This is a genomic window from Allolucifera butyrica, from assembly GCF_900476375.1.
In the GTDB taxonomy this organism is placed as follows: Bacteria; Bacillota; Negativicutes; order Sporomusales; family UPPP01; genus Lucifera; species Lucifera butyrica.
In genome coordinates this window covers 60,275-86,450 of the sequence record NZ_UPPP01000069.1, presented here as the reverse complement: position 1 = coordinate 86,450, position 26,176 = coordinate 60,275, and the positions used below count along the sequence as shown (strand labels likewise).

Sequence of the window (26,176 nt, the reverse complement as noted above, 5' to 3'; positions counted from 1 at the left end):
GGCTACTGATCGTCGCCTTGGTGAGCTCTTACCTCACCAACCAGCTAATCAGACGCAGACCCTTCTTTTAGCGACAGCATGTTCAGAGGCCGTCTTTCCTGTCCTTGCCATGCGGCACGGACTGCTCATTCGGTATTAGCACCCCTTTCGAGGTGTTGTCCCCAACTAAAAGGCAGGTTGTCTACGCGTTACTCACCCGTTCGCCACTAAAGTTCCATTGCTGAAACCTCCGTTCGACTTGCATGTGTTAGGCACGCCGCCAGCGTTCGTCCTGAGCCAGGATCAAACTCTCCAATAATGTTTATTGAAGAACCTTGATGGCTCTTTATGAATTAAAGAATTCTTGGTTGTTTTTTGACGGTATTACTCTCGTAATACCTGTCCGCACATCTGGCTTTTCACCTTACATTGTTTAGTTTTCAAAGAACAGCTTTTATAGTTTATCACGTTTCTTTCACCGTGTCAACTATTTTTTTCGTCGCCGTCGTTCTTGTGGAATCAGAAAGTATACCTTTTCGGGTTATTTCTAAATAACGTATTCTTCTCAGACTTCCGAAAAGTAAAATACTTTCTTTCCATTTAAAGACCCTTGGGGTCTTTCTCAGCTGACGGCCGACAAGTTCATATCTTACCAAAGTCACGGCTGTTTGTCAACTGCTTTCGCTTTGGTATTTTTTGCCGCCGTTTTCAGCGGCTTTTATATATTAGCATAAAGACAAACTTTATGTCAATATGAATACGAAGAATATTTTCTGCGAAATTTCACCAAAAGGTACGGGGCATAAACCGTTCCAGAGTCCATACGGGATGTCCCATACAATCCACCGGCCCGATCTCCGGTGCGAGTTCTTTCGTGACAGAAGTGGCCACAACCGGAAGCCCTAATTGTTTTGCTGCCGTAGCAACGCCTCTGGCCCCGTTTTGCACGATTTCCGCAGTCGTCTCTTGGTCCATATGTGTATTATTCAGCAGCGCATCGACCCGGCCCAGGGTCAATACATAGTCCAGTATCCTTTCGACAGAGGCGGTAAAGGGACGGGACATATTAATAACAGCAATAATTTTTAGATATGGATTTTCATCGGCTCCCTCAATCATGTTAAAAATCCGGGCACCGTGAACCCCATAGCCTACGTCCAGAATAATGCTTCCCCGGCGCCGTAATACCCAACGCATGGACCCCTTGATTACATTGCCGGCCTCACCGAGGCCGACCGTATCGCGCGTCTCCCAGGCTACGACATCCATCCCCATTTGCTCCAGTTCTTTCTTAATTGGCCGGATCGTATAACACGGTTCTACCGTATCTAAATCCACCAATGTCACGGGAAACCCCTGCCGCAGCAGATAAACCGCCCGGTTCACCGCATTCTCACTTTTACCGCTGGCATATTCCCCCACATAAGCCTCGACGATCGGATTCATTCTTAGCCGACTCCTTGTCTACTTTCAACGCAGGACAATTTTACTTTAGACCCCACCAATAAATATTTTAAACAAAATCAGCAAAATTACTCCCGGCAATCCCAAAAAACCGGCAACTAAAGCCGTAACCGGATTAATCCCAATGATAAAGCCGAAGTGCCCGCCGATATAGTTCAGGGCCCAAAGCATCAAGCCTCCAATTAAGGCATTATATATCAGGCGAAAAACGATCTTGATCGGCATCAAAAACACCCTGCCAATCAGATAAATAAGTAAAATTCCAAATCCATACGCCAATAAAATATGCCAATCGCCATTAAATCCAGGTAGCATCGACATAACATCTTCCTCCTCCCTATAGTGTAACGGAAACAGTACGTCCGTTATTACGATTCTTTCATAAACTTTGATTCGTATTTTGTTTAAGGAATCCTTCACGCCGGGCAATTTTCCATAGATAAATATATCTTCTTTCCGTGGCCAGAATCAAATAAGCTGCATAGTCCGCCAGTTCCTGACTGCTTGAAACCCGGAAAAGGTCCTGGGCAGAAAGCCAGTCTTTTTTCGCTTCCTCAATGATATCTGTAAGATTAGACTGAAACAAATCCTTACGTCTGTGTTTCGGGCCAATGAACCAATTGCGCCAAAACCACCGCATACATATTCCGCCCCGTTTCCTGGATGAAATCACCTTTTTTAATATGTATATGTGGTATGTCCCAAATTATGCAAGAATGACTAAATTCAATCCGGTGCGCGGAACACATATGTCACAGCGACAATTATACACCGAATCGTACTTAAAAAAAACCGCTATGCGGTCTTTCGGCTCATGGCGCATGGCTCGGGGCGCAGGGAAACCATCTGGAAATCATTTGGGCGAACAATCCAGGCAGAAGGATCGTCTTGTCGTAAGCGGAGGTTAAGTGGCAACGACGAAAAAAAACCAGGGCTATTGCCCTGTTGATGAATATGGAGAATGAGTCACGCCTTCACGGCGGGCTTTTTTTAATAAATATATATATTTTTTTTCAGCGGCCTGCATTAAATAAACTGCATGGTCAACCAGGTCCTGATCCGATACCGTATTATAATAGCTTTGAGCGCTTAGCCACTCCTGCCTGGCCTGTTCCACTACATCCGGCAAATCCGGCAAAGGGGCTGGTTCCGGATTTTCATTTTCCAGCAGGGAAAGCAGCCATTCTTTCCATGAACTCATCACCGTCATCATCCTCCTGTTCCTACTTATGGTAGGTTTCCCAAAAACAGAAGAATTTAAACGGCAAAGGATACTAGCCATTACATATTTCGGCGATTCTCCAACGCTTTGGACAGTGTGACTTCATCGGCATACTCCAAGTCTCCGCCGACCGGTAATCCATGAGCAATGCGGGTCACTGTAATTCCCAACGGTTTTAACAAACGGGCGATATACATGGCCGTTGCCTCGCCTTCCACATTGGGATTGGTTGCCATGATAACTTCCTGAACTGAACCGTGTTGCAGCCGGGCCAGCAACTCTTTCAAACGAATATCGTCCGGGCCAATTCCCTCCAGCGGCGATAGCGCTCCGTGCAATACATGATATAAGCCGCGGTATTCCCGGGTTCTTTCCATAGCCGCCACATCCTGGGGCTGCTCCACCACACAAATAACGCTACCATCCCGTTCCGCCGCCTGGCAAATGCGGCAGGGGTCACAATCGGTAAGATTAAAGCAAACAGAACAATACCCGATTTTTTCTTTGGCTTCCAAGATTGCCTGGGATAGTGCCACGACCTTTTCTTTATCCATTTCTAATATATGATAAGCAAGCCGGGCGGCCATTTTAGGGCCAATTCCCGGCAGCCGGCGAAATTGCTCTATTAGTTTAGCCAGAGGAGCTACATGCTGCATGACGTTTAAAACATTCCGGGTGGTAGATTCAGACCGCCGGTCAGTTTCCCCATTTCTTGGGCCATCATGTCATCTACCTTTTTCAATGCTTCATTGACAGCTGCAGTAACCAAGTCTTCCAGCATTTCTACATCGGCAGGATCTACCGCGCCGGGATCGATTTTCAGCGATTGAATCTGTTTCTCACCGGTAATGACTACTTTGACCACACCGCCGCCGGCCGTCGTTTCCAGCGTACGGGTCTTGAGTTCTTCCTGCAATTTAGCCATATCGGCCTGGAGTTTCTGAACTTTCTTCATCATTCCCGCCATATTGCCCATATTACCAAACATTCTTATGATTCCCCCTTATTTTCTTCCTGTTTCATTACTTTCCCACCAAATACGGCAAGCGCCTTTTTTAAAACAGGATGTTCTTCCTCCGCCGGCGGGCGGGAAGTAGTTGTCGCTTTTGCGGGAGAAGTTCCCGCGGTTAATACGCATTGAAGTCTTACGTGCCTGCCGCAAACCTGCGCTATTAGTTTCTCGATAATCGTCCGATAATCCTCTTTTTCCGTACGTTCTTTAGGAAACGGCGAAGAAAAATGAATAACGGCCTGATCATTATCCAATGATACCAGTTGACCCTGCACGACACAGGCATGCACCGCCCGCTTGCCACCTTCCTGCAGTTCTTTTAAAACACCCTGCCAGAGGTTTTTTAAATCGTCCGGGGTTGAAACCGGCATTGATTCTTGGTCTGCTGCCGGTAATTCAACCGGTTTCCCGGTTTGCTCCTGGGAAGCAAGGCCACTTGCCATCTTTTGCTGGGTCCTTATATCGGGCAATTCCATTTTCGCCCTCACCGGAGTATGCGGCGCCGGACCTGCCATTACCGTATTCAGATCCATTCCCGCCAGCTTGGCTTCCAAAGCTTCTACCCGCTCCGCCAGCCGTTCCACATCCTCCGTATTCTGACGCCGGCAAATGGTTAGTAGTGCCATCTCAACAATAATACGCGGTTCACCGGACCATTTTGCCTCATTAATGGCTTCATTTAATGTCTGCAGCATACGGGAAAGTTCTTCCTGCGTAAAGCACCGGCTTTGACTCGCCAACCTTTCCTGGTCTGCACCATAAAGATCGGTTCCGCCAAAATCGGGAGCCGCTTTATATAATAATAGACTGCGGCCATAAAGCACCAGTTCAACCAGGATTTGCCGAACATCTTTTCCCAGGGAAATCATCTCGTCAATTCCATTAAGCACTGCTCCGGCATCACGGGACGCAAGGCTTTCAACCATCTTCCAAATCCATTCATGGCCGATTAACCCAAGCAAATTGCGGGCATTGGCAACCGTTACTTTGTTCTCGCTCATCATGGCGCATTGGTCTAAAATGCTCAATGCATCTCTCATGCCACCGTCTGCCTGGGATGCAATCAGCAGCAGCGCTTCCGGTTCAAATTCAATTTTTTCACTATCGGCCACCGCCGTCAGCCGGCTTTGGATCTCTTTTACGGCAATACGGTGAAAATCGTATCTTTGACAGCGGGAATGAATCGTTGCCGGAATTTTATGCGGTTCCGTTGTAGCCAAAATAAACACGACGTGGGCCGGCGGTTCCTCCAGGGTTTTTAAAAGAGCGTTAAACGCTTCGGTGGTTAACATGTGTACTTCATCAATAATATATACTTTATACCTACCATCAACAGGCGCAAATTTAACTGTTTCCCTAAGGTCCCGGATTTCATCGATGCCCCGGTTGGAAGCAGCGTCGATTTCCAATACATCCATGGAAGTCCCCGCCGTGACTTTTTCACAGCTTGGACAATGATTACAGGGATTATCCGTAGGACCGTCCACGCAATTAAGGGCCTTGGCCAGAATTTTGGCCGTACTGGTTTTGCCGGTCCCCCGCGGCCCGGAAAATAAGTAGGCATGTGCAATTTTTCCGCTGGTAATTGCATTCTTCAACGTTATGCTAATGTGTTCCTGTCCTATCAAATTGTCAAAATCCTGCGGCCGCCAGGCCCGGTATAACGCCACATAAGCCAACTCACACACCCCCTGTTCCCCAGTCTGTATTCCACATGACCTTAGCTTTTCCTCTTTATCTCTAAAAATTCCCTGGCCGGATACGCCCTCTTAAGCAGTCTCTAAATAGCAAAAAAGCAGCTATGTCATTCATAGCTGCTGCCGTCATCTCTTATCTCTGTTTCCAACGTCGGGCCACGACTATCAAACCAGGCACCCTTACGGCACATACAAGTTATCACTTACCGCTGCTTCCTTCCGGACCTGACGGGGTTCATGAGCTTCTATTGCGCAAGACCCGGCAACAGCCGTGGTCCGACCTTAGAAACAAAAATGGCGGAGAGAGAGGGATTCGAACCCTCGGTACCGTTTTGTCAGTACACACGATTTCCAGTCGTGCTCCTTCAACCACTCGGACATCTCTCCACGTCGTTACCGCTTACTTATTATATATGAAGTTAATTAAAAATGCAACATGGCGGAGAGGGTGGGATTCGAACCCACGAGACCTTTTACAGCCTACTCGATTTCGAGTCGAGCGCCTTCGACCAGCTCAGCCACCTCTCCTTATTTATTTACGACGCTGACGAAAAAACTCCCGCATTAAGTCACTGCATTCCGCAGCCCGTATGCCCGGCGTCACTTCCATTCGATGATTCAGCGCTTCATTTTGCACAATATTAAATATCGACTCAACCGCTCCGGCTTTATAATCGGCACTGCCGTATACCAGCCGGTCGATGCGGCTCATAACCAAAGCCCCTGCACACATAGGACAGGGTTCAATTGTAACATACAATGTAGCCCCCGTCAATCGCCAGCGTTTTAATATCCGGCAAGCCTCACGGATAGCAATGATTTCAGCATGTGCCGTCGCATCCTGCCAGGTCTCTCTCATGTTATGGGCGCAAGCAACGATTTGATGCTCCCACACCAGCACGGCCCCAATCGGCACTTCCCCGACTGCATACGCTTTACGTGCCTCATCCAGAGCTAGTCCCATGTAGTACTCGTCATCCATGCCTCTTCACCATAACGTATTGATCGCTCATTCTATGCGATTCTGCTTCCATTGCGGCACTCTTATTATATGCATAACGCCGATTTTCCAAACACGATTTCGTATTCAGTAAAACCTAAGCGCTAACATCACTATGATAGTATAGCGTATAACCAATCGTTATGCAAGTTTATTTTTCTAGTAAATACTGCCACTCCCGGTTGCATAATCAGTATTTTCTCATTACCGCCGCCAGGCGTTTAATCCCTTCGGCAATTCTTTCTTCCGGCATATTCGAATAGTTGAGTCGGAAAGTATTCTCTACCTGTCCGTTAGGAAAAAACGAGTCGCCCGGAACAAAAGCAACTTCCTGCCGAAGACATTGCTTCAAGAGTTCGACCGCTTTTATATAAGGAGGCATTTTCACCCAGGTAAATAACCCGCCTTGCGGCCGGGTGAATCTTACATCGCCGGCGAAGTTCTCTTGCATTGTATGGATCATAGCATCCCGGCGTCTCCGGTAGACATCGGTAATACTCTTAATATGCGCTTCAAAATCGTATATTTCCATATACCGGGATATTATCCTTTGGCTGATCGAAGAAGTGTGCAGGTCTGCCCCCTGTTTTATAAGAATATACTTTTCAATAAACCGGGCGCCGGCAGCGACCCAGCCGATCCGAAGACCGGGACAAAAGGTCTTGGAAAAAGTACTCACAAATATCACCAGATCTTTGGTGTCCATTGATTTTATGGCCGGTAATATTTCTCCCTCGAAACGCAGTTCTCCGTACGGATTATCTTCGATCGCCGGAATTTCGTACCGGTTTATAAGCTGAATAAACTGCTGCCTCCGTTCTAAGGACCAAGTCCGGCCGGTAGGATTCTGGAAATCCGGAATCAGGTAAATCAGTTTTATATTTTCGTTCGTTTGCAGAATTTTCTCCAACTCAGGGATGATCATTCCGTTATCATCGGTAGGCACTTCGACAAAACGGGGCTGATACGCTTTAAAAGCGCTTATGGCCGCCAAATAAGTAGGACTTTCACATAAAACGACATCGCCCGGATTCAAAAAAAGTTTCCCAGAAAAGTCAAGGGCTTGCTGTGAGCCACAGGTGATTAAAATATTCGTGGCCCCCACATCGGTTTTAAATTTAGCATTCATACGAACGGCAATTTGTTGCCGCAAAGGATCAAAGCCTTCCGTTGTGGAATATTGAAGAGCTTGACTTCCCGACTCTTCCAGGACCTTTACGGCGATGTCCTTCATTTCCTCTACCGGAAATAATTCCGGTGCCGGCAGACCTCCGGCAAACGAAATGACTTCCGGCCGCTGGGTAATTTTCAGTATTTCGCGGATTTCGGAGGCTTTTAAAAGTTCTGTACGTTCAGCGAAGGTCACAGGCATAATATACCCCTCCTATATTTTAATTTTCCTTTATAATTCTTTTCTGTAAAAAAGACGGAAAGTATATATGTTTTCTATCATATATGGATTAAAAACTGCCGTAAATATCCAATACTGATTTTTTAAGAAAAATTGGATATTAATCCTCATATTTCGCAACTTGAACTTATGCGATAATATTTCTTCTAGTCTGCAGCCATAATGATAAACAAAGCGGTTAAACCTTATTATCTAACATCTAACAATGATTTACAGACATGTCTTGATCAATCTGAGGGAAACTATATTTGTATCAATATAAGAAGGGGGGATTCAATGGAAAAATATCATGCAAATGGCGTAACTATTTACCCTACGATCCCTTCGTCTCAGAACACCTCCAGGATTATGTATAACGGCTTACTTTACCAAAATGGTGCTACCGAAGTATATGCCCATATTGGCTATGGCCGCAGATGGGAAAATCAGCAGGATTACAAGATGAGGAAAACACCCCATGGCTTCGAGACTTCGGTTCCGGTCCCATACACCGATACTTTGAATATTTGTTTTAAAGATGCCGCCAACAACTGGGACAACAACGCAGGAGCCAACTACTCCTTTTTTGTCGCTCCCCCGCCCCAACCAGACAATACCTCTTTCGAAGCCGCGGAAGAGGTTGGTGTGTGGAACAACGTAAGGACTCGCTGCCGGGCCGCCTTTTCCCGCTGGTTCGGAGAATAATTTTTTCGCAGGTTCAAATAAGCTCTCATGCAGTTTTCTGTATGAGAGCTTAAAAATTAAATTAATATATTATCACCTCCTGTAAATACTACTAACAGGAGGTGATACTGTGAAAAAATCCAATGATTCGCAGGAACAAGCAAAGGCTAAAAAGCAAAGCCAGACAAAAACAGGCAATTCCATTGACAATAGACATACTGACGGGCCGAACCATCCGTCTACCTAAAAAGCAGCGCAAGCTGCTTTTTTTATGGGGTCTTTCTTACGTATTTGGCAAAACTCTTTTCTTCAATATCTCCTTCGAGTTTTCCATTCCCCGCCGATAGTGGCATTTCGCTCTTTGCATAAGAAAACGCCAGCCTACCTTCTGTCTTGCTACGATAAAAAATACAATAGCCTCGCCGATAGCCCAGGTGAAAGCATAGGCTAAAGCCCCCTTGACTAATAATGTTGTCTTAGCAGGTAACGGAGTAAGAATAATTCCGGCGATTCCCCGGGCAATTTTGGCCAGACCGAATACAAAAACAAATTCTACGATATGCTTAAACTGAATTTTTTCACCTAATAAACCGATCAGTTCAAACATAAGTTTTACCTCATTCACGGTGAGAACAATAAAGTCTGCAAACGATGCCAAGGGCGCCGCAATGGCTTTATGCGGCGGCGGTAAGAAGGTAGGAATTGCTGCAATAAATACCCAAGCCGCATTTTGAACCGCCGTATCCTGTATTTCTATTTTAGCATGCTCAGGCCGGAACACAGGGAAATTATGGGATAATGCAAACCGTATTCCTTCATGATTCGCTAAGATCTGAGCCGCTAATCCCTTATCACCGCGGTCGAAAGGATAAACATCTACGCGCAGCTGCTTCACCTGATTTACCATGCAGGTCTCTACGATACAAAAATCGGCAGTGCTTAATTTTTCCCCGACAAGCTCTTCTCCCGCTGCTACCGGCACTACTATCAGCCGTTTCATAATCTCCCGGTTGCTGCGAACAGTATCATTACTGGGAACAGGCAGTTCTAAATCATGATAAGGAAAACTGGATAACCACTCGATCATATCCTGAATTACAGCCTCAGAACCGACAAGTCCAATCTGAAAATTCCACTGACAAACCCGGTTAATTTTATGCATATTGATCTGACTTAATTCATTCCAGATTCTGTGAAAAATAAAGTTATCTTCGTGTCCCATATCTTTAGCCTCCCGAACTTAGGATTCCCTGCAGACCACAATTCCTATCCCATAATTTTATGGGCTTGTCCGGGAGGACAACGCAGTTGATCTATGTTATTTATCAACGTTTCAACGGAAGCATTGGCATATTCCAGCACCCATATTGCCTGGGAGGCATATTGTCTGACGCCGTCAAAGAAATCCGCCCATTGAATGGTTCCGCTGCCAATTGGCAAATGGCAATCGGCATGGCCGTCATTATCGTGAAGATGGCAAGCTGTTAACCGGGCGCCTAATGCCTTAACGGTTTCCGGTAGATCCCAGCCGTTGACATGGGCGTGTCCCACATCCAGCAAGGCTCCTGCCTGAGGGAAGTCCTGTAAAAGCTGTTGGTATTCCGGCCAGTCAAACAAAAGATTGTTTTTTATACGCAGTCCTACATTCTCCAGCACCACCTGAACATTATACCGCTGAGCTATTTGCATAACCGCAGCCAGGCGGTCATAGACCAGGTTTCTTATCTTGCCGTTAGTTCCCTCATAGTCTTCATTCGTGTGAACAACCACATAGTCGGCCTCCCATCTGGCCGCCTCCTCAAACAATCGGTCGTAATAAAGGTGATAATGAATATGGTTAGGATTCGCTAAGTTGATACCAATACACGGTCCATGAATGCTAAGTCCGCCGGAGCGGTCCCGCCCCCATATGGCAGACATAAATTCTTGCCAATAATAAGGATTGGCAAATTCATAGAATATTTCAATTCCCACATCCGGCGGCAGTTTTCTCAACTCAGTATAGTTAAATCCAATAAAGGATAGATTACTTACGGCTATTTTCACAGCTTCCCCCTCCATCTATATTTTGCCGGGAGCTCAATTAGGCCACACTGGATTCTGCCGCATTGAACCGGCCGATATTCATGCCTGTCCGGCAGTCAAAAAAATTCACATGTTCCCAGTCGAAGGTTACGCCGGTCGTACCTTCAGGGATCGGCCTTTCACCGGCAAACACCGTCAGCAGCCGCTGCCCGTCGCCTAATCTTACATGGGCGCAGCGCCGGCCCCCAAGATTTTCAACCAAATCGACTTTTCCCGTAATCGCGCCTTCAGACGATAAAATGCATTGCTCCGGCCTTATCCCCATATAAACGGAGGATTGAGACGCCAATAACTGCTGCCAGGCAGACGGCACCTCTAGCCTGCTGTCACCAATATGGAGAAGGCCGTTTTGAAAACCGCCCTTGATCAGGTTCATCGGCGGCGCACCAATAAAGGAGGCGACAAAGGTATTGGCGGGATACTTATATATTACATCCGGAGTATCTAATTGCTGCAGAACACCCCGGTTCAGAACGGCAATCCGGTGGCCAATCGTCATTGCCTCCACCTGGTCATGGGTTACATAAATCATTGTCGGTTTAAAAAGATCATGGATTTTGATAAGCTCGGTGCGGGCCTGTTGACGAAGCTGGGCATCCAGATTGGAAAGCGGCTCGTCAAGGAGAAAATAAGGCGCTTGCTTGACAAGGGCCCGCGCCAATGCCACCCGTTGTTTCTGCCCGCCGGAAAGCTCCTTGGGCAGCCGGTGTTCCAAGCCGGTCAAATTGAGAATGGCCAGAGCCCGCTGAGCCCGGTCGTCAACTTCGGCCTCGGGCATGTTTTGCATAACAAGACCAAACGTGATGTTATCCCGCACCGTCATATGCGGATACAAGGCATAGCTCTGAAATACCATGGCAACATTCCGGTCACCAGGCTCAACCTGATTCACAACCTGGCCTCCCATCTCCAATGTGCCGGCAGTAACCGTCTCCAGCCCCGCGATCATCCTTAGGGTTGTGGTTTTCCCGCATCCCGACGGGCCTAATAAAATCAGCCGTTCACCTTGTTGTACCGACATGGTCAGGTTATCTACCACCATCGTCTTTCCATAAGACTTATAAACATTTTTAAATAGGATTCCTCCCATATCAACCTATCCTTTCAAGCCGGACTGCATAAAAGTATTTATAATAAAACGCTGACAAAAAAGGTATAACAGAAACGGCGGTAAACAGGTCAGCGTTGCAACCGCCATGGCAATCCCCCATTCATTGCCGCCTTCGGCGCTGATAAACATCTGCAAGGCCAGCGGCAATGTATAGGCTGCTTTATCCGGCAGCACCATCAGCGGCCAGAAGTATTCATTCCAGGAATTGATAAAAAAGAATATACCCGCCGCAATTACCGAAGGCTTAATCAGCGGCAATATCACCCGGGCCAGGGTCTTCCCGGGACTAATCCGGTCCAGCCGGCAGGCTTCCCAGAGGGGCTTTGGGATATTGCGCATGGTTTGCCGCATCAAGAATATACCCATTCCGTCCGCTATTTGCGGCAATATCACACCGGCGGGATGATTCAGCAAGCCCAGTTTGGCGATTAGTAAGTAGTCGGGCATGAGTATGACCGTAATGGGTATAAAGATGGTAAATAATAAAGCATTAAAGATTTTTTCCTTGTAGCTAAAATCATAATACACAAAGGCAAAAGCGGCTAAAATACTGGTTACCAGTTTTGCGGCCGTAATCGCACCGGCAATAATCAGGGTATTGGCAATGTATCGTACTAACGGAAACGACTGAAGCACATATTGGTAGTTGTCAAATTCAAACGGCAAAGGCAGCGGATTCAAGGTCGAGGTAAATATTTGGTCCAAGGATTTTAAAGAGGTAGAAACCATAAACAAGAGCGGCCAAAGTTGTAAAAATACGGTTATGATAAATACTCCATGCCAGTGCCAGTTACGAAGTTTATGTTTCATAATGTACCTTCTTATCCAGGACTTTTGTTTTGAACACTAAAAAGGCAGCATAAACAAGCATCGTAATCAGGGAAAACGCGGCCGCCTTGCCTGTCTGAAAAAAGGTGAACGCATATTGATAAATGATATATACGATATTAGTACTGCCTTGGTCGGGTCCGCCCTGGGTAATCATATTCACAGGCACCAGCACATACTGCAGGCCAAATACGATGGTAATAACAAAGACGTAAAGCGCCGTGGAAGATGTCATCGGAACAATAATGCGGCGAAAAATATCCCAATTCGAGGCATTCTCCAGCTTGGCCGCTTCAATCAGTTCTTTGGGCACATCCACCATGGCCGCCATCAAAACGATTAAATTGTAGCCAAATACCTTCCAGCCGATGATCAGGCCAATTACAGCCACGACCAGGCCCGGTTCCTTAAACCAGCGCGGCGATTCGGCACCGGCGGCGGATAAAAGGATACACAAGGGTCCGGCCAGAGGATTAAATATCCACAAAAATAAAATACTGGCCACCGCTAAAGAAACGGTGCTGGGGATAAACAATGCCGCCCGGTAGAAAAAACTTCCCCGGGTAATGCAATGAGCTAAAGCAAAGGAACCTATATACGGCAATAAAAAGTTGAGAAAGAGCAGTACGGCAACATACAGCAGCGTATTGCCCAGCACCTTACCCAAATCGGCGCCGGTTATTATGGCCCGGAAATTATCCAGACCGATAAACTTCATGGTCGGACTGACCATATTCCAGGAATAAAAGCTTAGCCATACGTCTTGCAGCAGTGGCAGATAAACAAAAATGAATAATCCGGCAACCGCCGGCGCCAAAAGCAATGCCGGCTGAATTCGGGCGCGTCTCATATCCCGCTCTCTCCCCTCCTGTTTAATGGACTCACACTATTCATTTAAGCATTGCATTAATTTTAGCGGCAGTCTGTTTTAATGCTTCCGCCGCCGGCTCTTTACCGCTTAATATCACGTCGCGTGCATCAATCAGGGCCTGCTCGGCCTGTAGCCCGTTAGCACCGGGGAAGCTTGCCCATTGTACCAGGTCCGGCAACGTAGCCATAGCAGCTTGCATATTTTTATTTTGCGCCAAAAAGTCTTTTAACCCGTTCGGGTCTTCGGCCACTCCTTTGCGCGGCGGCAAATAGCCGGTTCCCTTCGTCCACATAGCCAGCGCCTGAGGGGACTCAAGAAACTTGACAAAGCGCCAGGCCGCTTTTTGTTTTTCAGGGTCCTTCGAAAAAATCATCAATAAGTTGCCGCCGGCGGGTACTTTACGGACCTTTCCCGCAAAACCGGGAAACGGAGCAGCCATCACCGTAAACTTCGCGCTTTTTTCAAAATTTTCCCGTTTGCCGATGGTAGTACAGACCATACCCAGTTTCCCGCTCAAAAAGGCTTGAAATCCCTCGTCGTTGGTCGCATGCAACCCGCTGCCGTCCTCCACCATGTCAGCCAGAAGTTGATAGGCCTGGGCCGCTTCCGGCGTATCAAACAAAGCGGCGGGCCGGCCGTCTTTCTTGCCCAGTACCGTAGCACCGTTAGACTCCATAATTGCCTGCTGCGCCCAGTTATCGGCATATTCTTGCATAAAGAAACCCACTAAGCCGGTTTTTTCTTTAATTGTCCGGGCATATTCTTTTACTTCCTGCCAGGTTTTTGGCGGCTTGTCCGGGTCCAGGCCGGCTTGCCGGAAAATGTCGGGGTTGTAATACAACACGGGTACACTGACTGAATAAGGCAATCCAATCTGTTTGCCGTTATCCGCCCGGGCCAGGGTCAATATGTTGGGAAGGAAATTTTCCTGTAAAAAGTTTTTATCTTCCGGCGCTTGTTTGGCAATGAGTTCATTAATATCCGTATACTTAAAGTTTTCCGCCGCATAATTTAAGTAACTGTAGCCCATTTGCACCACGTCCGGATATTGGCCGGAGGCAATCGCTGCCTGCAAGTTCTGCGTTAATCCCTTATACATATCGGGATTATATTTTTCAACCACTTGAATATCGGGATTCTGGGCATTAAATTCCTTTATTAACTCTTTAACTGTAGATCCACCAAAACTTTCCGCGTTCACATGCCAATATTCAATCACTGTCTTACCGCTTTTCGGCGTATTTGTTGCCGAACTGCCGCAGCCAATAGCAGACATCAGCAATGCTCCCAGACAAAATAGTGCTATTAATCTTTTAACATTCCTCACATCAAATACCTCCGTAAAATACAATATACCGGTTATGCCACTAGTATAATTCATGTCCCAACCAAGCCTGTTAAGGAAAAGTTAAAATTTAGTAAAACATTAATACTTACAAGAAAGAGCCAATGGGTCTTTAAGTGGAAGGAAAGTATTTTACTTTTCGGCTTTCTTAAGAAGAATGTCTTATTTTAAAAATAACCCGAAAAGTTATACTTTCTAATCCCATAAGAAAACTCCGCAGACCGGAAGGTCTACGGAGCATGAACCGGATATTAGCAATATTGGGGCGCCAATTCTTTGATTAGTGTATTTTCAATGACCTCGACCACCCTTTGAAAATTGCCGGTAAGCTTGTCAAAGTCACTGGCGGCAGCTCCGTCAATATGCAAGCCGGCGGTTACATTAACGCGGCAATTTAGCGACGCCGCCAGTTTTAACGCCGCCCACCGGGCCAGTTCATCCTCTTTATGGCCGGTTGCACAAATAACGGAAGCCGTGGCGGAAACTTTTTCTTGATCTTGCAGACTGGGTCTGGGTACCGCCAAGGCCGCCGCGCCGATATGGTGCCTTTCCCCGCCGCCGATACAAACCGCCACATCAGCGCCGCAGACAACCGTAACCGCTTCCACCCGATGGATTCCCTCGCCTATTTTAGTAGGAAAACTATGCATCTGTTTCTCTCCTTTATCCAAGGTCCATTCTCTATTATCCTCTGGATTCAAACAACCACCTATTCTAACCTGATTATTCAACTATAAATTGAAATATCCTTTCCGCTGCGCGTCGGCTCCCAGGTCAACGTTTGCACAAAATTTCCCGGAAATAATTGAACAGAACTCCGATTTTCCCCAGACATTATCTTGTACCATTATAATCTAAGGGACGGTTGATTGGCATCTCTCAGCCAATCAACCGTCCCTTTGCTTTCAAACGCAAAAAATCATTTTTCTATGGCTGCTTGCTATAGATTGCCCAATCGTTATTAAACGTGGTCTGCAACTGCGCAATAATCTGGGGGTCTTGCGTAATGATTCCCATCTCGCGGTTTTTATCCAGGGAAGTCTCCGATGCATTTTCAGAGCCAACGTAGGCTTGTTTACCGTCTACCAGTATCATTTTGGCATGAAGATACACCTTGGGCGGTTTCGCCGAATCTACCAAAATCATTTTGCCATTGCTTGTCGCATTGATAGGGTCCATGGTCTTGGCATTGCTGCTGATTTCTTTGGCGGCAAGCACACGGACATTGACAGTAGCGGCTTTTTCAGCCAATATAGCGACTATACTACGGTCCACTAACTCTTCCATGTACATTTCAATACTTGTTGCGGCACTATTAAGTAAGCCGGCCAGAGCCGAACGCGAGTTGGCCGGACTGACAACCAGCGGGCTTGAATCCGGCAGGGGAGGGGTAATGTTCGTATTTTGGGGGCAATTGTAATTCCAATCTTCGTTGAACACGGCCGCCACATCGCTTACTTGTTGAGAATCGGTAGTAACGATAGCAAAGTCACGGGTACTTGCAAAATAATTCTCACGGTTGTCCTCAATGAGGTTGAAACTCATAATAATCGCTTTAGCAGTCGGGTAGGCGGCGTCCGGAGCCGCAGCGTCAATAATAAAGGTTTTTTGATGCGTGTTGCGAAAAGCCAGACTGGAAGTTTTGTATGGAATCCCCGCTTTTTTCAGAAATACGATCGCTGTTTCTTCATATTTTTCGTCGGCATAATTTGGATCATCGTATTTTTTCGCCGCGCCTGTGAAGTCATTTAAAACAACCCGTATCGAAATTCCCGCTTTTTGTTGAGCTGCCAGCACGTCTTGGACATCTTGGTCATATAATTCGTAGATTACCAGATCAATTGAATGCTGCGCCTTAGTAAGCTCTGTAAGCAAAGCCGCTTTGCCTCCGGGATTAATAATCAGGGATTGAGCCGGCTGCCCTGCAGACCGCCTGGCCGGTTCGGCCATAAATTCATCCTCCTCTCATTCCTTCAAGCAAAAGTTAAAGGATCTTAACTGGAACGGAATTATATTATGACTTATTATATCACGGGATTGGAATTTTTTCCCTCCATTTACAATTCAATCTCCCCGAAGATTAGAACCAGCCTACTATATTTTCAGAAACTATTTTCCTTCTTGATTTAGGATCTTTCCCTGGATATCCAACGGATAGGACCGCCATTAACTGCAAGTCCGCTGCGATGTTTAGTAAATCCCTCACCTTATCTGCATTTTTTAGTATTTCCCCAATCCAGCAAGTGCCTAAACCCAGTCCATGGGCAACCAGCAGCATATTTTGTATGGCGGCGCCAATCGCCTGTACATGTTTTATATAAATGTCCGGTATATTGTTATCCAAAGCCCTGGCATCTAAAAAAACGGCAATTAAACAAGCGGCGTCTTTTACCCAATTCTGATAAACCGTAAGTGATGCCAGGTTTTTGATTAATTCCGCATCCTCCATTATCACGCAAAACTTCCAAGGCTGCAGGTTGTTGCCCGATGGAGCCCAACTTGCCGCAGTTAGCATTGTAAGAATATCATTTCGATCCACTTTCTTTGCCGTATAGGCTCGAACACTCCTCCGATTAACTATGTGAGACATTATCGAATCCATGCTTGTACCCCCCAGCCACTTTAAATACATGCCGGCTTAGATTTTTCCGTGCTAAGCTCTTTCCCCGCGGGGCGACTTGTAATCCCGTGAACCTCCAAAATTACAACCCGAATTACCGCAAGAACCGACACCGCCATAACCATTCCCAAAACGCCGAATAAATGGCCGAAAAAGAGTAACCCGATCATAATTACAACAGGGTGAAGATGAACCGCTTTCCCAATTAATTTAGGTGTAATAATATTGTGATTAATCTTTAGCATCACGATATAAAATATTACAATTTTGACAGCAGCCGCAGTGGAATGAACCAGCCCCAGACTTGCCGCCAGACAGGCAACAATGACTGGTCCGACAACGGGAATCAATTCAGCAAACGCACTAAGCGAGGCAATTACAACCGGAAAAGGAAGCCCCCAGGCAATGAAAAATATAAAACTCGCAAGCCCCGAAAACAGACAGACTGTTAATTGCCCTCGAATATAACCGCTCAATACCTGAGCTGCTGCGGCAGCGATTTTGTTTAATTTAGCCTGTTCTTGGGCCGGAGCAAGGCTGAACAATCCGGAACGTAACATTTCCCCGTCTTTTAAAAAGTAAAAAACGATAAACGGGATACTGATCAGTTCCACGACTCCGGACATGGCATGCAGCAGCGGTAAAACAGCATTCTTCAGGCTTTCCAGCGCAAATCCCGACACTTGATTGAATGCATCGTTCACATATTCTGTAAGTTCGGACGGTAGATTCAGGCGCACCATAAGTAGATTCACTTTGGCTGGATTGATATAGTGGGGAAGCTTCGTTGCAAACTGGGCAAAACTGGGCAGGATAGACCGGATTATTCCAATGAAGAACAGTAGAAAAACACATAAAAACAGTGTCAGTACGAGAATCGATGCCCATCCGGCTCCCATACGCCGCTTAAGCTTATCTGCCAGCGGGCGAAGCAGTAAAGTCAGTAAAAACGCAATAAACAGCACGATGGCCAGCTTCGTCGCAAGCCAAAAGATTAAACCGATACCAGCAACCAGTGTCACCAGGTACGCATAAGTCCAATTCCAGTTAATCATCAGGTAAACCACGCTCCAATCGTTTTCCGGCTTTGAAAACCGGAACTCGTCTTGACAAAAACAATTACCACCTTATTGACAATTCTACAATATGCAAGAATAACCTTTCCACATATTGTTGTTCCAAAAAACATACTACAAACATTTGGTACCGTTTTCCACACGGTGTCAGTTTTGTTTTAGCTTCAAAATGGTATGCATTAAATTTTTATTTTTGGTAAAAATAAGGGTAACAAAACAAAGTTTTGTTACCCTATATAAAGTCTATATAATACATAAATACGATTATTTTCCATGGTTTCCTTTTTTTCGACTTTTATTTTATCTTGAAATCAAAAAGCAGGAGAGACCTTGCGGTTTCTCCTGCTTTTCATAAATTTAAGCTTATATAAATATTATCAAGTTCATCTTTAGTAATCCCTATATAAGCCAATGTAATATTAGGGGAGGAATGGTTAAGCAATTTTTGAATTCTTGTCACATCGATACCTTTTTTATATGCCCAATAACCAAATGTTTTTCGCAAAGTGTGAGTACCGATTGCTTCTTGAATACCTACCGCCCGTGCCGCCTGATTTATAATCCGGTAGGCTTGGATACGGGTAATGGGCCGGTTTCTGTTTTTACTTTTAAACAGCCAGCCCTGCGTATTCTCTATATCCTCCAGATATTCTTGTATCGCCTGCTTACAGGTTTCTGAAAGTGGGAAGTCTTTCGTCTTGCCGGTTTTTCTCTCGCGAAGAACAACCCGGTCTTTCCCCTTTACGTCGTCTAACTTCAGCAATAATAAATCAGATATGCGTAAGCCACTATTAATACCTAGGACAAAAAGCAGATAATCGCGCAAATTGTTTTCTTTCAAATAGCGCTTAATATGTTCAATCTGTTTTTTATTTCGTATCGGCTCGACATATTCCAAACTAGGTCACATCCTTTTTAATGTTCTATTAAAGTATTATATTATGTTACTTTAGACTTTTTAAATACGAATCCCTATTTTAGGGATTTTTTCCTTATTTCAATAGGGTTTAATCCATACGCCAATGTAACAAAACTTTGTTTTGTTACATTGCTTTTTCTGTCAGGTATTTTAACGATTAAGATAAATTTTGAGGGGAGGGTGTCTGCCAATTTCTAGCAGGGAGGCGATCAACGGGTTAAACTCGACTTAATTTAAATTTCAACATAAAAGTAAAATGAAAGGATCGATCAAAAATGGAACTTGTAAATTTAAAATCTCATGCCAATGATATAGAACTTTTAAAAGAGTTCTTTCACATCCTGGTCTATACTTTCGAAGATGGAGCCTGTTTTTTTACTACCGACCTTACTAAAGTCACAGCTAAAATAAATAATAAGTTTGATTTACCAGGTGTAGATATAGGCACTCCCAATAAGCCCAACGGTGCCGCCGAACAAATCATGCAAGCCCGTAAAGTCAGTCTGCTGCGCCTTGACCGGAATGTATACGGGGTTAGAACCCATGCCTACGGCGGACCCATTTGGAACGAAAGTGACACGGAAATTGTCGGCACATGGATATTGATGCTTCCCCGCCAGCACAAACTTGTCAGCAGCTTTGATTTATTTGCCCCAGTATTAGCCGACCTGCTGCCGGAAGGTGGATTTTTTGCGGCTACCGACAAAACATCCTATATTAGACGGCAAGGTTCGCAAAAATTTGATATGCCTGATATCCAATTAAACACTCCGCTACGCGACGGCAGCAGCCCTGCGGAAGCCCTGAAACAAAAAAAACAGATCTTTCAAGACGTCGATGCTTCCGTCTATGGGGTTCCGATTATAACCACATCGTCCCCGTTGATTGATGAAGACAATGGCGATGCGGTCGGTACATTTACTTTAGCGCTTCCCAGACAATTAGCCGTCGACCTTAAAAACATTTCCAATTCACTGGAACACGGGTTAGGTGAAGTGTCCTCGGCTGTTCAGCAAATTTCAGCGGCGGCAAACGAGTCCAGCAATAACCAAAGTCATCTGAATACCGAGATCGAACATGTAAAAGCTCAACTGGAGCAAATTAATAACGTTATGGCATTTATTAAAGATATCGCTGATGAAACGAAAATGCTGGGGCTGAACGCCGCGATTGAGGCCGCAAGAGTCGGGGATGCCGGCAAAGGCTTTGGCGTTGTCGCGGAAGAGATTCGAAAGCTATCGGAAGAATCCAAAAAAACTGTCGTTCAGATCAAAGAACTAACAAAAGAAATTGAAAACTCCATGAATACCACTTCCGCATCCTCCCAATCAACCCTCGCCGGCGTCGAGGAAACTGCCGCGGCGGTTCAGGAAGTTAACGCGACGCTCGAGGAAATAACCACCCTGGCGAATAAGTTGGCCAGTACGGCGGCCAACCTGTAGAAAGGAGCAGCAAATATGGCTCAGGAAAGCTTAAAACTAGTCGTATTCACAATGGAAACAGATAATATGGTCTATGAGTACGGCATTCCAATCGAGCAGGTTTATGAGATTATCCGCCCCGGAAAAACTATGAAACTACCGGGAATGCCGTCATTTATGGAAGGCGTCACGAATCTGCGCGGCAGCATAATTCCGGTCATAGATTTAAAAAAACGTTTTGCTCTTGGCGTTACTGCCCCAAAGGACACAACCCGAATCGTAGTTGTCGAAATAAACCACCAAAAATGCGGTATAATTGTGGATGATGTATTGGAGATTCTGCTCATCCCAACGGCGGATATGGAAAAGACCCCTGCCATCGCAGGCGGAATAAGCCCGAATTACATTATTGGCCTTGGCAAAGTGGATGACCGGCTAGTCATTGCCTTGAGTATGGATAACATTTTAACCGAAAAGGAAGAAACCGTGTTAGCCAGTGTGGTCTAGTTGTTTTACGTCCTAAATGAACGTAGAATATTACCGGACTAGAACTGCTGGAATATTTCTAAAGTCAAAGGGCACTCCCAAGAATCCGTCTTGGAAGTGCCCTTTCGTATAACGCTTTTATTGATCCAACCTATTTACCTTGGCTTCATATATTTTGATAAACCCGCCATGGGCATAAATCCCACTGTCCCATCAATAGTAACCTGGTTGTTGCCAACCATTCGGATGGAATTTCTGATGACCAATTTGTTTCAGACGTTAATTTTCCTGTTAACCGGCTTTATATTCTGTTTTAGCATATCGATTTCTTTAAGTATTCCCTGCACTTTTTGCTGGTCTTGACTTTTTCCTGCATTATCTTCCTGAAAGCTTCTTATTGTTGCGATTAACACCAGGAAAGTTGATAATATCGAGAGGATCAGGGATATCAAAAACAATCTGAAAGTTTCACTGGTCATTATCCTTCCCTCCTTGCTTCCCACAACATATTCTATGCATATTCCGTTTGCAAGGATTATCTAATAAGCTATTTTAAAGCAAGAGGGACATATTCCCTGGAGAAATTACTTTTCACGCAGTCTGCCGGCCTTTCGATAGCAGCAGCATGCCAAGTATAACCATTGCTCCCCCCAACCATTGCTGCCATCCCGGCTGCTCATTTAACAGCAGCACAGACAGGATGAGTGCGGTGAACGGCATCATGCCGGAAAATGCCGCGGCCACCAAAGCATCACAGCGTTTGATCCCCGCATACCAAAAAATAAAGGCCAGCGCCGTCACAAAAAAGCCGTACCAGACAAGAGCTATCCAGCCTTGAATTCCGAGTAAGGCCAGTGATTTTACCGGCTTCTCCAGCAGTGCCGGGCCAAGACAGAGAAACAACGCAATCCATACTACCAAGGTAGTCTGAACCATCGGCTCCCGTATTTTTGATTGATTCAGTGACGCTTTTATACTATTAACCCGGGACGTTATATTAAACAATGCCTCACAGAATGCGGCACAAAGCACTAATAAATTGCCCGTCAGATGTTCCCGTGAGAACTCCACACCCGGTGAAAAGATTCCCTGCAACACCAATATACCCGTAATTGTGCTGCCTATTCCAAAAAGCCGCCGCCAAAACAGCGATTCCTTCAAATAAAACCGCGCAAGCAGCGCCGTTATGGCCGGTGTAGCGCCGGTAAGGATTCCGGCTTCGCCGGCACTGGTGCGCAGCAATCCCTGTAGCAGAAATATCCGGAACAAAAAAATACCGAACAGAGCCTGGATTATCAGTCGAAGCCAATCCTGCGCTGAAATTAGCCAAAGCACCTTGATAAGCCTTCGTCCACAGAACGGCATCAGCCCTGTCAAGGCAAAAAAGAGACTGACCGCCGCTATGGTAAAAATCCCTAAAATTCCGGTCACATAGTGTGCTGCGATTACAGAAGTTCCCGCCAAGGAAAAGGCCCCCGTCAGAAACAGCATACCCGCCAAACGTTGCAGCATTATTATCCCTCCAAAAGATACAATCTTTACCAATCGTCTTGCCGTGGTATAATAGTACCAAACAAACCGGTACCGTTACAGAGCCAATTTAAACCATATTTGAGAGAGCCAGTTGGAGGGTCTATGTGGGGAATTGAATTGCAACGCAAGACCGGCGTAACATTATCACGCCAGATTTATCAAATACTGCGGGATCAAATGACCGAGGGACGGCTTCAACCTGATGAAGTACTGCCATCCACGCGGGAAATGGCTCAGCAATTATCTGTATCGCGCAATACGGTCTATGAAGCATATGAAATGCTATCTGCCGAGGGATACATCATCAGTCGTCCGGGATCGCAAACCCGGGTAGCAAAGGGCCTGTGTCTGGGAAAACCGGCCTCTGTCACCGGAGAATCGGACAAACCGGTTCAGCCTGCTCAAAATTACTTAGCTGATTTTCAAACAGGCCGTCCCGACTTGCGCCAATTTCCCATGCACCTGTGGCTGCAGCTGATGCATAAGGCTGCCGAAGCCCTGCCGGTTAATCAGTGGAGCTATACGGGTCCGGCAGGACTTCCGGTACTACGGGAAGAAATTGCGGCCTGGCTGTTCAGAAGCCGTGGACTTGCCATTCAGCCGCAAGATATTTTCATTACCGCCGGCGCTACGCAGGCATTAAACTTAGTTGCCGATTTACTGTATAGCAAGAGCCGGGAGATTATCGTTGAAGATCCCTGCCATAGCGGTATGCTCCATGTATTACAAAGTAAGGGATTTGGAATCCGCCCGGTACCGGTGGATAATCAGGGAATTCAAACCGGATTTTTGGAAGGCAAAGGAGTATGTGCCATATATGTGACGCCTTCTCATCAGTTTCCCCTGGGGGGCATTCTTCCCGCAGGCCGGCGGGCCGACCTGATCCGCTTTGCCCGGGAATACGGCCTTTATTTAATTGAAGATGATTATGACAGCGAGTTCCGCTATAATGGTTCACCGGTAGCGCCTCTTCGCTCCATGGACGCACAGAGAGTCATTTATATAGGTACATTCAGTAAAATTTTGTTTCCTGCCCTGCGAATCGGTTATGTAATATTGCCTCATCATCTTCATTCCCGGTGGCGCCATCTGCGTACCTATACCGATGTCCAGAATCCTCCCTTTGAGCAGGCTGCTCTTGCCGAATTTTTGCTCACGCGAAAGTTGGACCGGCATGTGCAGAAAATGCGCAGATTATATGGAAATAGGCGGCAAAGGCTGCTTCAGGAGTTGGAAAGAACGTTCGGCAATACCTGGCGAGTTTGGGGAGATGCTTCCGGTTTGCATCTGGCGCTGGAGTTTCCCGGCAGGCGTTTTGACCGGGAATTCGCGCTGTACTGTGAAAAATCCGGAATTCGGTTGACACCGGGCGATTTTCACAGCCTTCGTAAAGGTTTTCATTTAGATAAGCTGCTGTTGGGTTATGGGCATTTGGATGAAGAAGAAATTAGCCGGGGAATTTTATTGTTATATAATGCTTTTAGCTGTTTTAAACCCAATCATCCATGAACTTCCTATACTTTCCGATTCCGGAACATAACAAAAGAGGCGGGCAAATTGCCCGCCTCTTTTGGCGTTCCAATTTATTTCGTCCTCTTTGATCCATCTGGCGCTGCTAAAAACACAAACATAAAAATAACTGCGAACCGGGCAATTATCGTAACATAATGTCTTACCATTCATATAATGTACTGAGAGGTCAATAAAAAGGTTAATAAAAGGAGGTATTTACTTGAGTATATTTTCTGAACTCCGCAATAGTAGACTCATCAGAGAATTGGAACGGGAATTAAATACCGATGTGTTGCTGTTTGGATTCGATGGGTTCGTTTATTTTGGTAATTTACAGTCCGTTGATGAGTTCCGTTTAGCGATTCTTACTCCGGCAAGAGAATCGGATTCCAATGAGGTAGAAATCCTGACTCCCGGCGGAGACGTAATTCATGTGGACTTTGCCCGCATCGATTTATGGCAGTTAGTAGGGAAGGGTACCGGGATCGCTAGTGATCCGATCCAATCGGATGGCTGTTCGTTATCTTCCCGGCCTGATGTTAAAAAGAGTAACCGGCGGGATGAAAGCCATTGTTTAATTCGCCAATTACGGCGCATGATTGGTGACGAAGTAATTATAACAACTCTGGGTGGTTTCCTGTTTGAGGGAATATTGACTGAAGTTCCCGATGAATTAGCAATATTGAGAATACAAGACATATTTGTCCCCGGCACCAGTTCTTCCTTATCCAATTCAAGTGTTAGAGCCGCGGTAATAAACCTTAGAGCCATTACGTCCGCTTCCAGTACAACCTGCTGCTCTTCCTCTACAGACTAATACGCATTGCCTGTCACCGTTTAATCTTAACCCTTTCATAGCCGAAAGTTATTTTTTCCCGGGTTGAGTTTAAAGTTTAAACAAGAAAGACCCAAAGGGTCTTTCAGCAGGAAGAAAGTATTTTACTTTTCGGCATTTCACGAAAAACTGCTTGTATAAAAATATCCCGAAAAGTTATACTTTCTGTAACTGTAAGAAAGATACAAAAGTGAGGTATATTTTGATTAACATAGGAGGCCTGGATTTCTGCCGGGTCTTTTTTACTTTAGACAATAAGTCGGGAGGTTGACCAGATGCTTATTGCTTTGAAATATTTGGGAAAGGTAGGGATTGGTGTTACATTACCGCAATTTTTTCGTGCCGATGATGGAAAAACTTACGTAGTTAAAATGAACTATAACAAAATTAATTCAAAAGTATTGGCCAATGAATTTTTAGCAACGAAGTTTGCCGAATTTATGGACTTACGCTGTTTCCCCCCCTACGATATGATTGAAATCAATGAACAGCTCTTGCAGGAAAATAAGCAACTTATCGAATTGGGAGTCATTGCCGGCCACCATTTTGCCTATCAGTTTCTGGACCACACGAGCTATGTAAGCCGTCACAACTTAGATAAAATCGTCAATACCACTGAAATGGCCGGCGTAATATTATTTGACCATATATTGCAAAACTCAGACCGGAACAGCAATAAAAAAAATCTTTTATTACGCCCGGAGGATGCCGGCTACAGAATCTATGCAATTGACAACTCCCACCTATTTGGCTCCGGCAGGTGGACACTGGACTCTCTTACTAATTTAAGTACAAAAATAAAGATTTTCTCCCGTTTTACCTATGGAAGGTTTCTCCGTAATTATCTTTCTCCCCAGGACTTTATTCCCTACTTAGAAAAAGTAAAGGTACTCAGTAATGAAACGATCGATACCTTTGTGCGGGAAATTCCAACTGAATGGCTGCCAAATACCGAGGAAAGAAAAGTACTGGCAAATCACCTTAAGACAAGAAGAGACTTGGTGGATAAAATATACGAAAAACTCTGCAACCATATTCCCAAAAAACATGGAGGACGCCAATGGTGGCATTGAAACAGTCATTCTG

The 26,176-nt window shown here is 45.6% G+C and carries 28 protein-coding genes, 2 tRNA genes and 1 rRNA gene; 6 read left to right on the top strand and 25 right to left on the bottom strand.

All coding sequences use genetic code 11. The annotated features are described in order from the left end of the window. From LUCIF_RS10840 to LUCIF_RS10785, 12 genes are all read right to left on the bottom strand, one after another. Window positions 1–298, bottom strand: a 16S ribosomal RNA gene (locus LUCIF_RS10840); the annotation flags it as partial. A gap of 464 nt (window positions 299–762) precedes the next feature. Beyond that, window positions 763–1,425 (bottom strand): P-loop NTPase family protein, encoded by a 663-nt coding sequence (locus tag LUCIF_RS10835; RefSeq protein WP_122627907.1) that lies wholly within the window; start codon window positions 1,423–1,425, stop codon window positions 763–765. Between the two features lie 45 nt (window positions 1,426–1,470). Then, window positions 1,471–1,764 carry a pro-sigmaK processing inhibitor BofA family protein gene (locus LUCIF_RS10830; protein WP_207857480.1) on the bottom strand — a complete coding sequence of 98 codons (294 nt, stop codon included), beginning with the start codon at window positions 1,762–1,764 and terminating at the stop codon, window positions 1,471–1,473. A 58-nt stretch (window positions 1,765–1,822) separates the two neighbouring features. Then, window positions 1,823–2,083 (bottom strand): DUF2508 family protein, encoded by a 261-nt coding sequence (locus tag LUCIF_RS10825; protein WP_122627906.1) that lies wholly within the window; start codon window positions 2,081–2,083, stop codon window positions 1,823–1,825. A gap of 294 nt (window positions 2,084–2,377) precedes the next feature. Next, window positions 2,378–2,644, bottom strand: coding sequence for a YaaL family protein (locus LUCIF_RS10820; protein WP_243638720.1), 267 nt, complete (start codon window positions 2,642–2,644; stop codon window positions 2,378–2,380). Between the two features lie 80 nt (window positions 2,645–2,724). Beyond that, entirely contained in the window at window positions 2,725–3,321 is a 597-nt protein-coding gene (recR, locus tag LUCIF_RS10815; protein WP_122627904.1) for a recombination mediator RecR, read from the bottom strand. Between the two features lie 5 nt (window positions 3,322–3,326). Continuing rightward, window positions 3,327–3,653 carry a YbaB/EbfC family nucleoid-associated protein gene (locus tag LUCIF_RS10810; RefSeq protein ID WP_122627903.1) on the bottom strand — a complete coding sequence of 109 codons (327 nt, stop codon included), beginning with the start codon at window positions 3,651–3,653 and terminating at the stop codon, window positions 3,327–3,329. 2 nt (window positions 3,654–3,655) lie between these two features. Beyond that, window positions 3,656–5,347: a DNA polymerase III subunit gamma/tau gene (gene dnaX, locus LUCIF_RS10805; RefSeq protein WP_243638719.1), complete on the bottom strand. Its 1,692-nt coding sequence runs from the start codon at window positions 5,345–5,347 to the stop codon at window positions 3,656–3,658. Between the two features lie 322 nt (window positions 5,348–5,669). Further along, a tRNA-Ser gene (locus LUCIF_RS10800) sits at window positions 5,670–5,761 on the bottom strand. Between the two features lie 50 nt (window positions 5,762–5,811). Then, a tRNA-Ser gene (locus tag LUCIF_RS10795) sits at window positions 5,812–5,902 on the bottom strand. Between the two features lie 4 nt (window positions 5,903–5,906). Then, entirely contained in the window at window positions 5,907–6,356 is a 450-nt protein-coding gene (tadA, locus tag LUCIF_RS10790) for a tRNA adenosine(34) deaminase TadA (RefSeq protein WP_122627901.1), read from the bottom strand. Window positions 6,357–6,564: 208 nt separating this feature from the next. Next, entirely contained in the window at window positions 6,565–7,746 is a 1,182-nt protein-coding gene (locus tag LUCIF_RS10785; RefSeq protein WP_122627900.1) for an aminotransferase-like domain-containing protein, read from the bottom strand. 315 nt (window positions 7,747–8,061) lie between these two features. Here LUCIF_RS10785 and LUCIF_RS10780 point away from each other — a divergent pair, with 315 nt between their 5' ends. Further along, window positions 8,062–8,469 carry a carbohydrate-binding protein gene (locus tag LUCIF_RS10780; RefSeq protein ID WP_122627899.1) on the top strand — a complete coding sequence of 136 codons (408 nt, stop codon included), beginning with the start codon at window positions 8,062–8,064 and terminating at the stop codon, window positions 8,467–8,469. Window positions 8,470–8,731: 262 nt separating this feature from the next. On the opposite strand, the gene LUCIF_RS10775 is transcribed toward LUCIF_RS10780, so the two are convergent. The 11 genes from LUCIF_RS10775 to LUCIF_RS10725 form a co-directional block, all read right to left on the bottom strand. Further along, window positions 8,732–9,670, bottom strand: a complete 939-nt coding sequence (locus tag LUCIF_RS10775) for a hypothetical protein (protein ID WP_122627898.1) — start codon at window positions 9,668–9,670, stop codon at window positions 8,732–8,734. 44 nt (window positions 9,671–9,714) lie between these two features. Beyond that, window positions 9,715–10,494, bottom strand: a complete 780-nt coding sequence (locus LUCIF_RS10770; RefSeq protein WP_122627897.1) for a sugar phosphate isomerase/epimerase family protein — start codon at window positions 10,492–10,494, stop codon at window positions 9,715–9,717. Between the two features lie 37 nt (window positions 10,495–10,531). Next, on the bottom strand, window positions 10,532–11,623 hold the full coding sequence (locus LUCIF_RS10765; protein ID WP_122627896.1) for an ABC transporter ATP-binding protein: 1,092 nt from the start codon (window positions 11,621–11,623) through the stop codon (window positions 10,532–10,534). Window positions 11,624–11,629: 6 nt separating this feature from the next. Further along, a complete protein-coding gene (locus LUCIF_RS10760) occupies window positions 11,630–12,454 on the bottom strand; it encodes a carbohydrate ABC transporter permease (RefSeq protein WP_122627895.1) in 825 nt (274 codons plus the stop codon). Further along, window positions 12,444–13,322: a carbohydrate ABC transporter permease gene (locus LUCIF_RS10755; RefSeq protein WP_122627894.1), complete on the bottom strand. Its 879-nt coding sequence runs from the start codon at window positions 13,320–13,322 to the stop codon at window positions 12,444–12,446. Before LUCIF_RS10755 ends, LUCIF_RS10760 begins: the two co-directional genes overlap by 11 nt. Window positions 13,323–13,362: 40 nt before the next feature. After that, on the bottom strand, window positions 13,363–14,670 hold the full coding sequence (locus LUCIF_RS10750; protein WP_122627893.1) for an ABC transporter substrate-binding protein: 1,308 nt from the start codon (window positions 14,668–14,670) through the stop codon (window positions 13,363–13,365). 269 nt (window positions 14,671–14,939) lie between these two features. Beyond that, window positions 14,940–15,338: a prenylated flavin chaperone LpdD gene (lpdD, locus tag LUCIF_RS10745; RefSeq protein ID WP_122627892.1), complete on the bottom strand. Its 399-nt coding sequence runs from the start codon at window positions 15,336–15,338 to the stop codon at window positions 14,940–14,942. Between the two features lie 277 nt (window positions 15,339–15,615). Further along, window positions 15,616–16,638 carry a phospholipase D-like domain-containing protein gene (locus LUCIF_RS10740; protein ID WP_122627891.1) on the bottom strand — a complete coding sequence of 341 codons (1,023 nt, stop codon included), beginning with the start codon at window positions 16,636–16,638 and terminating at the stop codon, window positions 15,616–15,618. Window positions 16,639–16,768: 130 nt separating this feature from the next. Further along, window positions 16,769–17,290: a nitroreductase family protein gene (locus tag LUCIF_RS10735; protein ID WP_122627890.1), complete on the bottom strand. Its 522-nt coding sequence runs from the start codon at window positions 17,288–17,290 to the stop codon at window positions 16,769–16,771. A gap of 20 nt (window positions 17,291–17,310) precedes the next feature. Next, window positions 17,311–18,363 carry an AI-2E family transporter gene (locus LUCIF_RS10730; RefSeq protein ID WP_122627889.1) on the bottom strand — a complete coding sequence of 351 codons (1,053 nt, stop codon included), beginning with the start codon at window positions 18,361–18,363 and terminating at the stop codon, window positions 17,311–17,313. Between the two features lie 370 nt (window positions 18,364–18,733). After that, window positions 18,734–19,282 carry a site-specific integrase gene (locus LUCIF_RS10725; RefSeq protein ID WP_122627888.1) on the bottom strand — a complete coding sequence of 183 codons (549 nt, stop codon included), beginning with the start codon at window positions 19,280–19,282 and terminating at the stop codon, window positions 18,734–18,736. Window positions 19,283–19,578: 296 nt separating this feature from the next. Between LUCIF_RS10725 and LUCIF_RS10720 the strand changes: the two genes are divergently transcribed. Continuing rightward, complete coding sequence (locus LUCIF_RS10720; RefSeq protein ID WP_122627887.1) at window positions 19,579–20,745, top strand: methyl-accepting chemotaxis protein; 1,167 nt, start codon at window positions 19,579–19,581, stop codon at window positions 20,743–20,745. A gap of 15 nt (window positions 20,746–20,760) precedes the next feature. Then, window positions 20,761–21,231 carry a chemotaxis protein CheW gene (locus LUCIF_RS10715; RefSeq protein WP_122627886.1) on the top strand — a complete coding sequence of 157 codons (471 nt, stop codon included), beginning with the start codon at window positions 20,761–20,763 and terminating at the stop codon, window positions 21,229–21,231. A gap of 251 nt (window positions 21,232–21,482) precedes the next feature. On the opposite strand, the gene LUCIF_RS10710 is transcribed toward LUCIF_RS10715, so the two are convergent. Continuing rightward, window positions 21,483–21,689 (bottom strand): hypothetical protein, encoded by a 207-nt coding sequence (locus LUCIF_RS10710; RefSeq protein ID WP_122627885.1) that lies wholly within the window; start codon window positions 21,687–21,689, stop codon window positions 21,483–21,485. A gap of 112 nt (window positions 21,690–21,801) precedes the next feature. Beyond that, window positions 21,802–22,722, bottom strand: a complete 921-nt coding sequence (locus LUCIF_RS10705; RefSeq protein ID WP_122627884.1) for a DMT family transporter — start codon at window positions 22,720–22,722, stop codon at window positions 21,802–21,804. A 123-nt stretch (window positions 22,723–22,845) separates the two neighbouring features. On the opposite strand from LUCIF_RS10705, the gene pdxR reads away from it, so the two are divergent. From pdxR to LUCIF_RS10690, 3 genes are all read left to right on the top strand, one after another. Further along, window positions 22,846–24,252 (top strand): MocR-like pyridoxine biosynthesis transcription factor PdxR, encoded by a 1,407-nt coding sequence (gene pdxR / locus LUCIF_RS10700; protein WP_122627883.1) that lies wholly within the window; start codon window positions 22,846–22,848, stop codon window positions 24,250–24,252. Between the two features lie 223 nt (window positions 24,253–24,475). After that, window positions 24,476–25,072: a hypothetical protein gene (locus tag LUCIF_RS10695; protein WP_122627882.1), complete on the top strand. Its 597-nt coding sequence runs from the start codon at window positions 24,476–24,478 to the stop codon at window positions 25,070–25,072. A gap of 293 nt (window positions 25,073–25,365) precedes the next feature. After that, window positions 25,366–26,163, top strand: coding sequence for a HipA family kinase (locus LUCIF_RS10690; protein ID WP_122627881.1), 798 nt, complete (start codon window positions 25,366–25,368; stop codon window positions 26,161–26,163). The last annotated feature ends 13 nt before the right edge of the window (window positions 26,164–26,176 follow it).

Coding starts and splice junctions, on each gene's coding strand:
- pdxR (WP_122627883.1), top strand. CDS start 22,846: ATGTGGGGAATTGAATTGCAACGCAAGACCGGCGTAACATTATCACGC.
- LUCIF_RS10710 (WP_122627885.1), bottom strand. CDS start 21,689: ATGACCAGTGAAACTTTCAGATTGTTTTTGATATCCCTGATCCTCTCG.
- LUCIF_RS10775 (WP_122627898.1), bottom strand. CDS start 9,670: ATGGGACACGAAGATAACTTTATTTTTCACAGAATCTGGAATGAATTA.
- LUCIF_RS10835 (WP_122627907.1), bottom strand. CDS start 1,425: ATGAATCCGATCGTCGAGGCTTATGTGGGGGAATATGCCAGCGGTAAA.
- LUCIF_RS10820 (WP_243638720.1), bottom strand. CDS start 2,644: ATGAGTTCATGGAAAGAATGGCTGCTTTCCCTGCTGGAAAATGAAAAT.
- LUCIF_RS10715 (WP_122627886.1), top strand. CDS start 20,761: ATGGCTCAGGAAAGCTTAAAACTAGTCGTATTCACAATGGAAACAGAT.
- tadA (WP_122627901.1), bottom strand. CDS start 6,356: ATGGATGACGAGTACTACATGGGACTAGCTCTGGATGAGGCACGTAAA.
- lpdD (WP_122627892.1), bottom strand. CDS start 15,338: ATGCATAGTTTTCCTACTAAAATAGGCGAGGGAATCCATCGGGTGGAA.
- LUCIF_RS10785 (WP_122627900.1), bottom strand. CDS start 7,746: ATGCCTGTGACCTTCGCTGAACGTACAGAACTTTTAAAAGCCTCCGAA.
- LUCIF_RS10760 (WP_122627895.1), bottom strand. CDS start 12,454: ATGAAACATAAACTTCGTAACTGGCACTGGCATGGAGTATTTATCATA.
- LUCIF_RS10730 (WP_122627889.1), bottom strand. CDS start 18,363: ATGATTAACTGGAATTGGACTTATGCGTACCTGGTGACACTGGTTGCT.
- LUCIF_RS10765 (WP_122627896.1), bottom strand. CDS start 11,623: ATGGGAGGAATCCTATTTAAAAATGTTTATAAGTCTTATGGAAAGACG.
- LUCIF_RS10705 (WP_122627884.1), bottom strand. CDS start 22,722: ATGCTGCAACGTTTGGCGGGTATGCTGTTTCTGACGGGGGCCTTTTCC.
- LUCIF_RS10740 (WP_122627891.1), bottom strand. CDS start 16,638: ATGGCCGAACCGGCCAGGCGGTCTGCAGGGCAGCCGGCTCAATCCCTG.
- LUCIF_RS10735 (WP_122627890.1), bottom strand. CDS start 17,290: ATGGATTCGATAATGTCTCACATAGTTAATCGGAGGAGTGTTCGAGCC.
- LUCIF_RS10720 (WP_122627887.1), top strand. CDS start 19,579: ATGGAACTTGTAAATTTAAAATCTCATGCCAATGATATAGAACTTTTA.
- LUCIF_RS10810 (WP_122627903.1), bottom strand. CDS start 3,653: ATGTTTGGTAATATGGGCAATATGGCGGGAATGATGAAGAAAGTTCAG.
- LUCIF_RS10780 (WP_122627899.1), top strand. CDS start 8,062: ATGGAAAAATATCATGCAAATGGCGTAACTATTTACCCTACGATCCCT.
- LUCIF_RS10690 (WP_122627881.1), top strand. CDS start 25,366: ATGCTTATTGCTTTGAAATATTTGGGAAAGGTAGGGATTGGTGTTACA.
- LUCIF_RS10825 (WP_122627906.1), bottom strand. CDS start 2,083: ATGCGGTGGTTTTGGCGCAATTGGTTCATTGGCCCGAAACACAGACGT.
- LUCIF_RS10830 (WP_207857480.1), bottom strand. CDS start 1,764: ATGTCGATGCTACCTGGATTTAATGGCGATTGGCATATTTTATTGGCG.
- LUCIF_RS10755 (WP_122627894.1), bottom strand. CDS start 13,322: ATGAGACGCGCCCGAATTCAGCCGGCATTGCTTTTGGCGCCGGCGGTT.
- recR (WP_122627904.1), bottom strand. CDS start 3,321: ATGCAGCATGTAGCTCCTCTGGCTAAACTAATAGAGCAATTTCGCCGG.